Source organism: Desulfosporosinus sp. BICA1-9, from assembly GCF_000802135.1.
Genome location: NZ_JUEE01000088.1, coordinates 1 through 14240 on the forward strand (window position 1 = coordinate 1; position 14240 = coordinate 14240).

12 protein-coding genes are annotated in these 14240 nt (G+C 43.2%); 11 read left to right on the top strand and 1 reads right to left on the bottom strand.

What is annotated here, in order from left to right; translation table 11 throughout:
- The 9 genes from JL57_RS11475 to pepV all read left to right on the top strand — a co-directional run.
- Positions 1–798, top strand: a 798-nt coding sequence (locus JL57_RS11475; RefSeq protein WP_034142185.1) for an electron transfer flavoprotein subunit alpha/FixB family protein, incomplete at its 5' end; no start/stop codon positions are given.
- A gap of 12 nt (positions 799–810) precedes the next feature.
- Entirely contained in the window at positions 811–2103 is a 1293-nt protein-coding gene (locus tag JL57_RS11480; protein ID WP_034142186.1) for an FAD-dependent oxidoreductase, read from the top strand.
- Positions 2100–2381, top strand: a complete 282-nt coding sequence (locus tag JL57_RS11485; RefSeq protein ID WP_034142187.1) for a ferredoxin family protein — start codon at positions 2100–2102, stop codon at positions 2379–2381. Before JL57_RS11480 ends, JL57_RS11485 begins: the two co-directional genes overlap by 4 nt.
- A gap of 177 nt (positions 2382–2558) precedes the next feature.
- A complete protein-coding gene (gene larE, locus JL57_RS11490) occupies positions 2559–3386 on the top strand; it encodes an ATP-dependent sacrificial sulfur transferase LarE (protein WP_034142188.1) in 828 nt (275 codons plus the stop codon).
- Positions 3383–4138 carry a nickel pincer cofactor biosynthesis protein LarB gene (larB, locus tag JL57_RS11495; RefSeq protein ID WP_034142189.1) on the top strand — a complete coding sequence of 252 codons (756 nt, stop codon included), beginning with the start codon at positions 3383–3385 and terminating at the stop codon, positions 4136–4138. Before larE ends, larB begins: the two co-directional genes overlap by 4 nt.
- Positions 4139–4156: 18 nt before the next feature.
- Positions 4157–4912, top strand: coding sequence for a LarC family nickel insertion protein (locus JL57_RS11500; RefSeq protein WP_034142190.1), 756 nt, complete (start codon positions 4157–4159; stop codon positions 4910–4912).
- A gap of 16 nt (positions 4913–4928) precedes the next feature.
- On the top strand, positions 4929–5870 hold the full coding sequence (locus JL57_RS11505) for a rhomboid family intramembrane serine protease (RefSeq protein ID WP_291299982.1): 942 nt from the start codon (positions 4929–4931) through the stop codon (positions 5868–5870).
- Positions 5871–6224: 354 nt separating this feature from the next.
- Complete coding sequence (locus JL57_RS11510) at positions 6225–8231, top strand: penicillin-binding protein (protein WP_034142191.1); 2007 nt, start codon at positions 6225–6227, stop codon at positions 8229–8231.
- Between the two features lie 168 nt (positions 8232–8399).
- On the top strand, positions 8400–9803 hold the full coding sequence (gene pepV, locus JL57_RS11515; RefSeq protein ID WP_034142192.1) for a dipeptidase PepV: 1404 nt from the start codon (positions 8400–8402) through the stop codon (positions 9801–9803).
- Positions 9804–9819: 16 nt separating this feature from the next.
- Here pepV and JL57_RS11520 read toward each other — a convergent pair whose 3' ends face one another.
- Positions 9820–11979, bottom strand: a complete 2160-nt coding sequence (locus JL57_RS11520) for a bifunctional diguanylate cyclase/phosphodiesterase (RefSeq protein ID WP_034142193.1) — start codon at positions 11977–11979, stop codon at positions 9820–9822.
- A gap of 350 nt (positions 11980–12329) precedes the next feature.
- Here JL57_RS11520 and JL57_RS11525 point away from each other — a divergent pair, with 350 nt between their 5' ends.
- Positions 12330–13022: a zinc dependent phospholipase C family protein gene (locus tag JL57_RS11525; RefSeq protein WP_034142291.1), complete on the top strand. Its 693-nt coding sequence runs from the start codon at positions 12330–12332 to the stop codon at positions 13020–13022.
- A 34-nt stretch (positions 13023–13056) separates the two neighbouring features.
- On the top strand, positions 13057–14205 hold the full coding sequence (locus JL57_RS11530) for an MGDG synthase family glycosyltransferase (protein WP_034142194.1): 1149 nt from the start codon (positions 13057–13059) through the stop codon (positions 14203–14205).
- The last annotated feature ends 35 nt before the right edge of the window (positions 14206–14240 follow it).

The following is a 14240-nucleotide window of genomic DNA, read 5'->3' on the forward strand; positions in this document are numbered from 1 at the left end:
AAAGATTACCGTACGGAGCCTTATGCTGAAGCAATAACGAGTCTCGTTACAAAATATCAACCTGAGATTATTTTAATGGGTGCCACGTCTATGGGGCGAGATGTATTTCCGGCTATAGCTACTAGAGTGCAAACTGGCTTAACTGCGGACTGTACAGTTCTTGGTATTGACCCAGAGACGAAACTCCTTCAACAGACCCGTCCCGCCTTCGGGGGAAATATTATGGCCACAATTCTCTGCCGTTCCAGCCGACCACAAATGGCGACGGTTCGCCCACGAGTTATGGCAATGCCTGAGCGTGTTGATGGTCGTGAAGGTGAACTCATTCATGAGGAAATTCTTTTTGATGAAACTAATATTCGGACAAAAGTCCTCGAGTTTATCTCCTCAGACGCTAAGAGTGCTTTCTTGGATAAGGCCGAAATCATTGTTGCAGTTGGTCTGGGTCTAGCAGCTAAAAGGAACATGGTACTTGCCGAAGAATTAGCAGAGGTCTTAGGGGCTACAATTGCTGGTTCACGTGGAGCAGTGGAGGCAGGCTGGCTGACTCATGATCAACAAGTAGGGCAATCAGGGGTTACGGTTCGTCCAAAAGTCTATATTGCCATTGGAATTTCAGGGGCAATTCAACATCTAGTCGGGATGGAAACCTCTGACTTCATTATTGCCATCAACAATGACCCCGAGGCTTCAATTCTAAAAGTAGCCAATTACGGGATCGTTGGCGATCTTTTCCAAATAGTACCGGCACTAACTGCTGAATTCAAGAAACGCCTTCAGCACGGCGTGGCAAATTAAGGAGGGGCAAACATGGAAAACTTTGATGTGATCGTCGTTGGAGGCGGTCCTGCTGGCCTGTCTGCCGCGCTCAGTGCTGCTCAGGCTGGCATGAAGACAGTCGTAATTGAACGTGGAGATTATCCAGGAACTAAGAACGTAATGGGCGGTATCCTTTACACAAAAGCAACCAGCCAAGTTGTGCCTGATTTTTGGCAAGAGGCACCTTTAGAGCGTCCGATCATAGAACAACGAATTGCCATGTTAAGCGGGGATGAGTCGATCTTAGCGGGATATCGAGACCCTGCCTGGGCCAGTGAACCCTATAATGCGCATTCTGTTTTTAGAGTGAAATTTGATCGTTGGCTAGCGCAACAAGCTGAAAAAGCAGGAGTCATGATTATTCCGGAAACGATTGTTGAAGATCTCTTATACAAAGGCGACGATGTGGTTGGAGTTCGTACTGGACGCGCTGAAGGGGATTTAGGAGCAAAAGTAGTGATTATTGCTGAAGGGGTAAATAACTTCTTAGCAGTAAAAGCAGGGCTCGCTAAGCCTTTAAAACCAGAATCGGTGGCTGTTACAGTCAAGGAAGTTATCGCCTTACCTAAAGAAAAGATAGAAGATCGCTTCTGTCTTGATGAAGGACAAGGGGCTACGATAGAATTATATGGGGATTCAACGGCCGGGATGATGGGAGTAGGCTTTATTTATACCAATAAAGAGTCTATCTCAATCGGAGTTGGGGCTATTCTACAACCCTTAATTCGCAATAACTGGACCCCCAATGATCTGCTCGAGAATCTGAAATCTAAGCCTTATGTTAGACGTCTTCTTCAAGGGGGGGAGACTAAGGAATACTTGTCTCACCTAATACCTGAAGGTGGATATACTCAAGTTCCCAGGCTCCATCGCCAGGGAGTCCTTGTGGTAGGGGATACGGCGATGCTGATGAATTCCTTAAACCGAGAGGGTTCGAATCTAGCCATGATCTCAGGTAAGATTGCCGGAGAAGTTGCTGCTCAAGCGATTAAGACCGGGGATGTTAGTGATCAAGCTATGACGGTTTACGAAACGCGCTTGCGGGATTCCTTCGTGCTTAAAGACCTTCACCATTATCGACATATGGGCAAATTCTTTGAGGATAATACTCATCTCTTGAAAGTCTATCCGAAGTTATTTTCTCAAGCTGTCAAGATGTATCTAACAGCGGACGGGACACCTAAAAAAGAGCGCCAAAAAGAAATTATCAAGATGGCCTTCGAAAAGCGTTCCAAAGGCGGTTTAATTAAGGATATCTATGGGGCATGGAGGGCGCTGTTATGAAATTAGATGATAAACTTTTTTTAGTGCGGTTTAATACGGATAAATTATGTCACATTAAGATCGTTGATCCTAATGTATGCTTGAAGCAGTGTCAAGATAAACCTTGTACACGGTTTTGCCCGGCCCATGTTTATGATTGGGACGAAGAGGAAAAACGTATTGCTGTAGGGTACGAAGGATGCCTGGAGTGCGGAACCTGTCTCATTGGCTGTCCATTTGGCAATATCGACTGGAAATACCCTAGAGGCGGCTTTGGCGTATCTTGGAAAAACGGGTGATCGTTGATTATTATTTTTGAGTGATTATGCAACGAAAAAGAAGAGCAGTGGGGTTTATTAGCCCCCTGCTCTTTTAATTATATTGCATTACAGTAATCGTTAAGAATTTCTAAGCTTTACAGTCATTTAGCGAATGGGTAGAATAGAGGGGTAGGAAGGGATGGATGGATTAAGATAATGGACATAACACTTGAAGAAGCTCATAAAAAAGAATTACAACTGATTGATCGTATAAAATCTCTCAAGAACGTCTTGGTTGCTTTTTCCGGAGGTGTGGATTCAACGTATCTATTGGCAATCGCTCAAGAGGTTTTGAATAAGAACTGTCAGGCCGTCTTTGCGCGTGGGGCGATGATTTCTGCTCAGGAAGAAAAAGAAGCTTTGGCTCTTATTCGAGATTTTGAGTTTCCTGTTTCGGTTATCGACACCGATATTCTCTCGCTAAAGGAGTTCAGGGATAACCCCAAGGATCGATGTTATTTCTGCAAAAAGAAACTCTTCGAGACCTTCCGGATTTTCGGAGCACAATTTGGATGTGCTACCATTATTGAGGGAACAAATGCTTCAGATACCCAAGATTTTCGCCCGGGTCGGATTGCTCTTCAGGAGTTAAATGTTATTAGCCCTTTACTGGAAGTAGGTCTATCAAAAGCTGAAATCAGGGTTTTATCGCGACGTAGGAATTTACCGACCTGGAACAAGCCCTCCATGGCTTGTCTGGCCTCGAGAGTCCCCTATGGAGATAAGATCACAGCAAGTCTTCTGCAACGAATTGCGCAAGCTGAGGGGATTCTCCATCAGAAAGGGTATCTTGAATACAGGGTAAGGGTGCATGGCGATATTGCCAGGATTGAGATTCCAGTTAGTGAGTTCACGAAGCTGTTACAGGAACTAGCAGATATTACGACCCCATTCTTAAAACTAGGCTTTCGATATGTCACATTAGATTTGATGGGTCTGCGTTCAGGCAGCTTGAACCCCAACCAAGCGGAGGATTTACAATGAATGAAGAGACGTTAAAGACATTACTCGAATCTGTTCAGCAGGGTGCATGTTCCCCTGATGAGGCATTACGTCAATTAAAGGATCTTCCTTATGAAAATTTAGGATTTGCGCGCTTAGATCATCATCGTGCCTTGCGAACCGGACAATCTGAGGTAATTTTCTGTCAGGGAAAACAGCCCGATCAAATCATAGCCATTTTGACGCACTTAGGTGCTAAGTCTCAAAATGTCTTGGCAACTCGTTTAGAACAGAATAGTGCGGACAAGATTTTACTCCATTTTCCGAATGCTCATTATGATCCCCTGGCGCGCTGTCTTCTGCTTCGCCCTTTAGCTGAACCGACTATTCCGGGCAGGATTCTGATTATGACGGCTGGTACCGCAGATTTGCCTGTGGCACAAGAGGCATATCTGACAGCTCGCTATATGGGGCACGAAGTAGATACTTTATTTGACGTGGGTGTAGCGGGTATACACCGTTTGCTTGGGCAGCGTGAGCTGATGGAACGTGCAGAAGTATTAATTGTCGTGGCAGGAATGGAAGGGGCCTTGGCCAGTGTAGTCGGTGGATTAGTGGAGCAGCCTGTGATCGCAGTACCGACCAGCGTAGGATATGGTGCCCACTTTCAAGGCTTGGCAGCCTTACTCAGTATGCTAAATAGCTGCGCCTCGGGAATCGGAGTTGTTAATATTGACAACGGCTTTGGGGCAGCCTCTTTAGCATCTGCTATTGTACGACGAATATCGAGATAATTGAGGAGGAACAAGGACTTGAAAGTTTTATATTGGGATACATTTGCTGGAATCAGCGGTGATATGGCCCTCGGATCATTGCTTGCTTTAGGTGCAGATTCGAAAGAGATTGTGAATCAACTTCACTCCATCGGATTAACGGAATTTAGACTTAAGGTAAGTTCTCGCCAAGTCCACGGTATTCAAGCTACAGACATTGATGTTGTCTTAGAAGATATACCAGAAAATCACGGCGATCATCAACATCAACATCAACACAAACACAAACATAAACGCCATCTCGGTGACATTCAAACAATGATCCATAGTGGATCATTGTTTGAACGCGCTCGAAAAAATGCTCTTCAGGTCTTCAATGTTTTGGCTGAAGCTGAAGCGCTTGTTCACGGGACAACCATCGAGAAGGTTCATTTTCATGAAGTAGGTGCAGTCGACTCCTTGGTTGATATTGTAGGGACCTGTATCGCTTTGGATCAGTTAGATATTGAAATGATACGCGTCTCCACACTCCCCTGGTCACATGGTTTTGTGCAATGTGCCCATGGAACATTACCTTTACCCGCCCCGGCCACCCTCTTACTTTTACGCGGCTTCAAATTCCAAGAATCAGGGATCACAGGAGAATTGATTACACCGACGGGTGCTGCTCTGATAAGGGCCTTAGCTCAACAATCTAGCTTTCCAGAAATGACCTTGCTTAACGTAGGGTATGGATCGGGTAAAAATGATTATGGCATTCCCAGTTTGTTACGCGGGGTTTTAGGAGAGATTTAAGACTTGAGGTGTTAATATGTTGGAACTCGTCATCAACAATCTCGTTCAATCAGGCTGGGCAATTCATTCTCTAGAAAGAAATTGGGTGTGCGCGACTCATGTGTCGTTACGGCGGGGACTTTTCCTAGGTGATTATAGCGAACTCCCGGATGATTTTCAGCCGTGGATTCAGAGATTTGCTGATTTTTCCAAATTTGATGTCCTAGTTCTTTGCCCCCAAGGGATCGACTCCACGCTTTTAAAGGAACACCGTTTCCCCAATCTTCAGCTTTGGTACTGGGATACTCGATACGGGAACCTTTTTCCCTTTCCTCCCTCGGAGGACCCAATAATTCCCCGCTGGATTAAGCAACTTGCCAGTGGTAAGCCTTTGGATTTCGAACAAGTAATCCATGCTGAGAAGCGTTTTATGCCATTTTTTACTTACGCTTTTTTAGTCGTTAATCTTATTGTTTTTGTTCTGATGACCCTTGCTGGAGGTTCAACAGAGCAACGCGTCCTGATTGCCTTCGGAGCCAAAGTGAATACCCTTATCCAAGAGGGTGAAGTTTGGCGGCTAATAACTAGTATGTTTATACATATTGGGGTCATGCACCTATTCTTTAACTTATATGCTTTAAGGGCATTAGGGTCCTTGACGGAAGAAATTCTTGGGCATCGTAAATTTTTCTTGGTCTATTTTTCCGCAGGTCTAGGTGGGTCAATTGCCAGCTTTTTATTTTCTCCTGCGCTTTCCGCAGGGGCGTCAGGAGCAATTTTCGGTCTGCTTGGAGCATTACTTTATCATAGTTATAAACGGCCTAATCTCTGGAAGTCTGGCTTAGGAATGAATCTTGTCATTGTTATATTAGTGAATATTGCATTTGGATTTATCGTGCCTGGGATTGACAATTTTGCTCATTTAGGTGGACTTTTCATGGGAACCATGATTAGTATTTTACTAACAAGATCGATTTAAAGAGTGTTATCTATTGGCTTATGTGTTCCAAATTTTCAAAAATATACCTTTCATAATCGATGTATTATTCCACTCTGAGGGGACAAAATACAGTCAAGAGCTTGCGGTTTCTTAGCAAGGTGGCTTTTAAAAATGCCATCGTTAGTTAAGAAAACGTGAGTTCTCTTTCTGAATTAAACTAAAGAATTGCTCATCTGGCGCTTAAGCTTTGTAATTTATTCTTTTATGATAGGACTAGGAACGACGTGGTTAGATGCTATAATAAAGCTAGGAGAGTGAAGTAGAACATAGAACTCCCACTTTTATAGTAGTGCTTGTCTTCAAAGTGGATAAAGAAGGGACGCAGTTTGGAAAATGAGCAACCGTACGAAGTATTTTTCTCGGGATCGATGGGTTCAAGTGGTATTGTTATTGGGGATCCTACTTGTTTTGGGTCGGCTCGTATTATTACAAGTTGTTCAAGCGCCAGACCTCAAGGCCAAAGGAATTGAGCGTCGAACAACCGATCAAAGTCTACCGCCGGATAGAGGGACTATCTATGACGCTCAGGGCAATGTCTTAGCTCAAAGTATTCCAGTCAAAGAAATTTACGCAGATCCTAAAATCTTAAGTGATTTGATCAGTAAAGGGCAATTAAAAAGAACAAAAGAAGAGATTTCTATCGAACTAGGAACTATCTTAGGAATTGATTCTAAGGCCATTCTTGATAAACTGAATAAAGATTTGAAGTGGATTAGTTTAGCCCATCAGGTGGATATTAAGAAAGCTGAGCAAATTATGGCTCTAAAAATCCCAGGAGTGGGTCACGATGAAGAAGAAAAGCGCATCTATCCCATGGGGATGTTTGCGGCTTCTACACTTGGGATTGTAAATCGTGAGGGGCATGGGGTAGAAGGAGTCGAATACTTTTATGATAAGGAGTTGTTTGGTAAACCTGGCTTCCAATCCCAAGAGCGGGATACTAAAGCCAGTTTTATACAAGATACTCTCCATCAAAGCGCACCGTCAAGCCATGGAAACTCAATTTCTTTAACCATTGATTCAAGCATTCAATATTTTATTGAGCAAGAACTTGATCAAGCATATCAATCAACCAAAGCCGATAGTGTAACGATTTTAGCTATGGACCCGATGACTGGGCGTATATTAGGCATGGGATCTCGCCCATCCTTTGATCCAACGGATTATAATAAAGTGACACCAGAAGTCCGCCGAAACTTAGCGATCAGTATGTCCTACGAGCCAGGATCAACGTTTAAAATTATTACTGGAGCAGCTGCTTTGGAAGAAGGAATTATCAATCTGAACGAAACCTTTGAGGATCCGGGCTACCTGAACATTCCCCCTCGACGAATCACAAACTGGGACTCAGATCAGAAACCACACGGTAACATCACGTTTTCGGAAGGGATGAAACTGTCATCGAATGTTGTACTCGCTCAGGTTGGAAGGAAGTTGGGTAAAGAGAAGTTTAATACGTATCTAAAAGCCTTTGGTTTCGGATCCAAAACAGGGGTCGATATTTCCGGAGAAGAAACGGGGTTACTCCTTCCACAAGCTAAGATTCTAGAAATCGACATTGCCACGATGTCCTTTGGACAAGCCAATTCAGTCACGCCGATCCAATTACTGTCTGCAATTTCTGCAGTTGCCAATGGGGGTACTCTCTACCGCCCCTATGTTGTTGACAAAATCACGAATCCCGATGGACAACTCCTTAAACAACAAAAACCTTATCCCGTACGCCAGGTAATCTCGAAATCGACGGCTTTACAAATCACACAGATCCTCCAAGAAGTCGTTAATGATGGAACTGGCCAACTGGCCAAAATTCCTGGTGTCAATGTAGCGGGTAAAACAGGAACCGCTCAGAAAGTAGATCCAAAAACAGGGGAATATTCTAGCACAGATTATATTGCAACATTTGCAGCCTATGCCCCAGCAGAAGATCCTAAAATTGCAGTCTTAATTATCATTGATACCCCAAGAACGGAAGAGGGACATCAAGGGGGAACCTTAGCAGGACCTAGAGCAAAAGGGATTATTGAGGGAGCTTTACAGTATTATGGTTTACCCGTAGCAAATGATACACAGAGTACTGTTACCATCTCACCCAGTGATTCTGCAGTTAGACCCACACCCCAACCCGTAATCCCAGAACGAACGCCTATCGAGGGGGAGGTTATAATTCCAGAGTTATTAGGTATGACAATGCGCCAGGTTGGAGAAACATTAGCAAAGTCAGAGCTTCATTTTAATTTTACTGGGAGCGGCTTAGCCCAACAACAATCACCACAAGCAGGAAAAGTTGTTACTAAGGGGACAACGATCAATATCAAGTTTTCGCCCTTATCTCAGTAACCCTTAAGTTTCCAATCTCGAACTTTGATCTTATGCTACATTGTCTTAAATCGGGGTAACCTAGGATGAGTTGTGAGTGTTGTATGTTCAGCTAAAGCTGAACATACAACACTCATTAGTAAGAAGTGGCGACTTGAAAGTGAATAAGAAATCATGGAGGAATAAACGATGCGTCTGAACCAAACTATTGATTTAATTAAAGAGGACTTGATCTCTGCCGTACAGACCTGTATTCGGATTAAGAGTGTTAAAGATGTCGAGCATGCTGCGACCGGTGCTCCATTCGGGCCTGGAATTCAAGAGGCGTTAGAATGGACCCTTGACTTAGGAGAAAAATTCGGCTTTACTGTCAAAAACGTTGACGGGTACGCTGGTCATATTGAAATGGGCAAGGGGGACCTTTTGGGGATTTTAGGTCATCTTGATGTTGTTCCAGAAGGGGATGGATGGTCTGCCCCCCCCTATAGTGCGAGCATTAACGATGGGAAACTATATGGTCGAGGTGCCTTAGATGATAAAGGACCAACTCTGGCAGCCCTTTTCGCCATGAAAGCTATAAAAGATGCTGGAATTCCTTTAAACATGAGAGTTCGTTTGATCCTAGGTACGGATGAGGAGTCTGGCTGGGCGGATATGGATTATTATCTTAAGAAGGAAGAGGTACCCCAAATAGGATTTGCACCAGATGCAGAATTCCCTTTAATTCATGCCGAAAAAGGAATTCTGCATCTGGAATTAATTCAATCTCATCCAACTTCTTTTCCTCATTTAGTACGCGTACAAGGTGGGGAACGGGCTAATGTTGTTCCAGATCTTTGTGAAGTAACCTTAAAGGAAATATCAAGTGAAGTGGTTGAAAAATTGCTGAAAAGTTTTTCATTTCCTGAAGGGGTTAGTGGAATAATCGATAGTCAAGCAACGGATCAGGAGATTAAACTTTCCTTTAAAGGAGTCGGAGCCCATGGTAGTCTACCGCAAAATGGGAAGAATGCCGTTGTTTATGCCTTGCAGTTTCTTAAGACATTACCACTAAACTCAGAAGAAAATCGCTCTCTAGATAATGTCTTGAAATACCCTGGCACAGGCTTTACAGGAGAGGGTTTTGGTATTACTCTGAGTGATGAACCCTCTGGCAAATTATCCCTCAATCTAGGCATTTTTGAATTAACATCAGACGAGACGCGTTATGTCATCGATATCCGTTATCCAGTTACTTTTAAGCGGGACGACGTTTTTCTTCCGATTGCCAAAATCGCTGAAAATGAGCATTTAATCATCAAAGTTTTAACCCACCAAGAAGCACATCATGTTCCCAAAGAGAGTGCTTTGGTTCAATCCTTGCTCAAAGCATATGCGGATGTAACGGGTCTCGAACCCTTTGCCTTTGCCATTGGTGGTGGAACCTATGCTAAAGCGCTCCCTCAAGGGGTAGCCTTTGGTCCCCTTTTCCCAGGTGAACCTGAAGTGATTCATTGTCCTGATGAATATATTTCCATCGATAATCTCCTTTTAACGACTAAAGTCTACGCCCAAGCAATTCTTAATTTAGCGGCTGATCCTGAGAATCGATAGATTATTATAATTCTTCCTAGCGTAGTAAAAAAGAGTTGCCTCCTATTGCCTTAACTTCTTTCTTGATTTGGGCAGCCCGTTCGGAGACAAGTAAGGGGGTCCATTCTTGTTCAGTGGAGTCGATCATGAAGCCAGCAAGGGCAACGCTAAGGTTTTCCGCTCCGGGTAATAGTTTGCATGACTCCTTAAATCGATCAAGAATAGGAACTGCTAAATTTTCTAGGTCGGACATAGAGGAAATCAAAATAAAATCATCACCACCGATGTGGCCGACGAAGGTTTCCTCAGTCGTTTTAGAGGCCTCATTCTGTAAAATCTCACTTAACATCTTGATGACCATGTCTCCTTGCTGGAAACCGTATAAATCGTTGTAAATTTTAAATTTGTTAAGATCAACATAAATAAGTCCAAAGGTCAAGGCCTGTTCAAGGCGCTGCCGAATCTCGAGCTCAATGCTTAGGTTGCCTGGCAATCCTGTCAAAGGGTTGGCCCCCCGAGCAATTTGGATTTGTCTCTCGGTCATTGCTTTCATAAGTTTTGCCACGGACACTAGGCCAATCGGCATCTGTTGGTTAGCCACAATGATGCCGTCATACAATTGAGCATCTGGCCGTTGCATTGCTATGCTTGACATCACTTCCAAAGGAGTGGTATCTTCCACTACTAGTGGATTTCTGTCCATAATAAGGGGAACTGTACGTTCTGAAAAAAGAGGGACACCATAGCGAGTACCTAATGCGGCAAAAAGTCGATCGCGCTGAACCACACCGACTAAACGAGAGTCATCGGTAATACCCACTAGATATTGATTTGGGTGCTCTCGGAAGTAAGTTTCGACGGTATTGACCTGGGTGTGAGTATTAAAGAGAGGCAAGGGTTCAATCATAGAAATAATCGGGTTTTGATCATGGCCTTTTAGACGTCGGGTTAGGCCCAGAATTTCCATAACGGCAGGATTAATGTTCATTCTCATAAAGGTGGGCTTTGCAACAAAAAATCCCTGAATGTAATCGACCCCTAATTGAACTACGGTGCGCATCTCTTCTTCCGTTTCTACACCTTCAGCAATTATTCGGCATCCTATACGCTTGGAAAAAGTAACAAATGTCTCTAATAAGGCCCATTTAATTGGATCAGCATTAACTCCCGCTATCAGGGATCGATCAACTTTGAGAAAGTCCGGATGTAGCTCTGCTACGGACTGTAAAGAGGAGTAGCCGGCCCCAACGTCATCTAAAGCAATCAGGTAACCCTGATTACGATAATGATCTAAAGCGTCCCGGAACGCGGAAAAATCCTCTATGGCACTTCGTTCGGTAATTTCTAGCACAACGTCGGAAGGGGCCAACCCTTTTTCATTAAGAAATTTTCTAGTATGTCCGGAGGCAAATTCGGGGTCGCTAAGAACCTGGGGGTTAATGTTGAGAAAGAGCATTTCTTTGCCTTGGGCAACAGTAGGGAAGGAAATGATTGCTTGGCGTCGACAAAGAGTTTCGATTGGATAGAGATGACCTATCTTTTCAGCAAAGGGGAAGAGGTCTGCAATATTGTTAAAACAAGTGGATCCTGGCATACGGGCTAACGCTTCAAAACCAAACACCTCACCGCTTCGGGTTTCAATGATTGGTTGAAAAGCGGCTTTCAAGTATGTGTCGGGTTCTTCGATTAGGAGGGAAATCTCTTCGCGACGAGCAAAAAAATGGGGATCCGGTTCGGATTTGTTGAGGAGGAAGGCCTCTTTCACTGCCGCATACAGTAAATAATCGGGGCCTCGACCGACTTCGTTGATACACTGAGCAAGTCCGGAACGAAGGCTTATTTTCTCGCTAACGAGTTTCCTAATTCTATGGTTAAAGCGTTCTTCTAAAGGGAGAACCCATTGTTCGATGATTCCCGTAATGTTCCAACATGTATTTTTTCCCGGAACAAAATAAACAACGAAGTCGTCCCCGCCCCTGCTTTCGAAATGAGAAAAAAGGTAGAGATTGCGTTGCTGTTTGATCGTATGATTAATTTCACGCTCAATCTCGTCTAGGATTTGTCTGCAGATTTTGTAACCGTATCGAAATTCCACCTCTTGAAATTTAACAATATCAAGATATAACACCCAGATCGTTTTCTCGTCCCTAAGTAGACGGTATAGCTTTTGTTGGCTCATATCTACCGACTTAAACATACAAAACCCCCTTTTTTGACAAAAAGATGGCACCTAATTTCGAGTCTATTTCAATGTATATTTGTATATCCTTACTACATAATAATAGCTATTTGTAAACATCTAATTAACTGAATGTTAATTAGATGTTAAATATATCCTCTTGGTATATAAAAAAAGTAATTAATTCTATTAGTGAGTCATATTTTGTAATTTCTGTCTATCTATGACTGAGTAGATACATAAACAATTCCTTAATAATTAACTCAAATTTAACATAACTTAGTAGTTTCTTAACATCAGAATAATACCTCCTTTACAGTCATGGTTTAAAATTAAACCAAGAACAAAGGAGAGGTGTTGACTTGGATATGTATGAGAGGATTATTGGTCAGACACTCGGTAAGGTGACAAAGCTACTTCTTGCTTCAGCGGGTCCCTTACAATATTTTCTCGACTCTCCTGGCGTAACCCATGTTCATTGTTTGGAGCAGGCCTATATTGTTTTGAGGAATGATGGAAAAGAGGATGTCGTCAGATTGTTTTCAGCTCATCACTCAACGCTGACAAAAGGGATATACTGGGCTGATCGAGGTTGGAAAAACGTCAATCATTTTTACAGCCATCCAGACAAGCAAGGAATCATTGGCTGGCCGGGAGCAACGGCTGAGTGCCAGTATTATTACAACAAGGCCTTCACCTTTTTCCCAAATAACGTCGATAAAGGTATGTTTTTTTTGGGAGCAGCACTACACCTAATACAAGACATGTGTGTACCGCACCATGCCTTGGGGATTGTTTTCGACGGGCACAAAGAGTTCGAAACCTGGGCGACTCAAAACTGGGATAAGTTCCCGGCAACAAGTGGTATGTATATGCCATTTTCTCACCCAGCCCAATGGATTGATCATAATGCAAGCATTTCTAACCCTCTATATCCCTTGGTATCGCAGGTCGAAGGATGTTCTGAAGAGAGCTATAAAATGGCGTCAGAAATCTTGATCCCTCTGACAATTGCCAGTTCAGCGGGTTTTTTGAATTTTGCTTCTAAGAGATTAGAATAGGTAGAAAAAGAATGTTGAGAGGGAGGGCTAGGGTTTGAAACAATTAAGGATTCTGGTATTCTCTGCAGCGTTTGGAAACGGACATTTCCGAGCGGCGGAAGCTGTTATTGAAGGAATACGTATTAAAGAGCCTTCTGCAATAATTACTCATTTAGATTTTGGAGATTTTCTAAGTAAGCGTTTAAACACCATGGTTAAAAACTTATACATGGAGATGATTAAACATACCCCGAAACTTTGGGGAAGATTTTATTATAAAACAGCTAAGCTCCAACCCGAATCCATGCTGCAACGTTTTCTTAAACAACTGGGACGAGGTGATTTTCTTAAATACATTCAGGCTTTTGAACCAGATCTCATTGTATGTACTTATCCCACAGTTTCTTCAATTCTTGCCCAACTCAGGCTTGAACGAATTCTTCATGTTCCGGTGATTACCGTAATCACAGATTATACTGTTCACAGTCATTGGGTACATCCAGGAGTTGATCGCTATATGGTGGCCTGTGCACAGGTGAAGAAAAGCTTAGTGTCCTGGGGAATTGAAGCACAACGGATTCTGGTGACTGGGATCCCGGTAAGTCCGAAATTCGAAGAGGAAATGAACCGAGGGTTTATTAATTCCAAGTTAGGCTTAAACCCGGATTTTCCTACCTTTTTAGTGATGGGAGGAGTGTACGACGGGGAAATCGTAAAAAGAATCTGTAAGAAACTCGCAGATTCTTTGCTCCCGGTTCAAACAATTGTTGTTTGTGGAAAAAACGAAAAACTATATCACTTTATAGAAGAAGTAACTGTGCAGGCTCGCAACCCCATCCTGCGGTTAGGGTATGTCCATAATGTTGAGGAATTAATGGAGGTTTCCGATCTGATTATCACGAAGGCGGGAGGGTTAACGGTTTCCGAGGCGTTAACCAAACACTTGCCGATTCTTATCTTTAAGCCAATCCCTGGCCAAGAAGACGAAAATGCTCAGTTTGTGCAAAGCGCAGGCGCAGGACATATTGCAGGTAATGAAGAGGAACTGGAACGACTTCTCGAAGGCTTTTTAAGTTCTCCTGAGGATATTAAAAGAATGCGAGAAAAAGCGGCGGTAGCTTTGCCTGGTCGCTCTACAGAACGGGTTGTCGATGATTTGATTCTACTAGCCTCGGATTTAAGAATGAAGCAAAAAATCGGATAGTTCAGTTCAACATATAGTTAAATGGTATGTAGAGT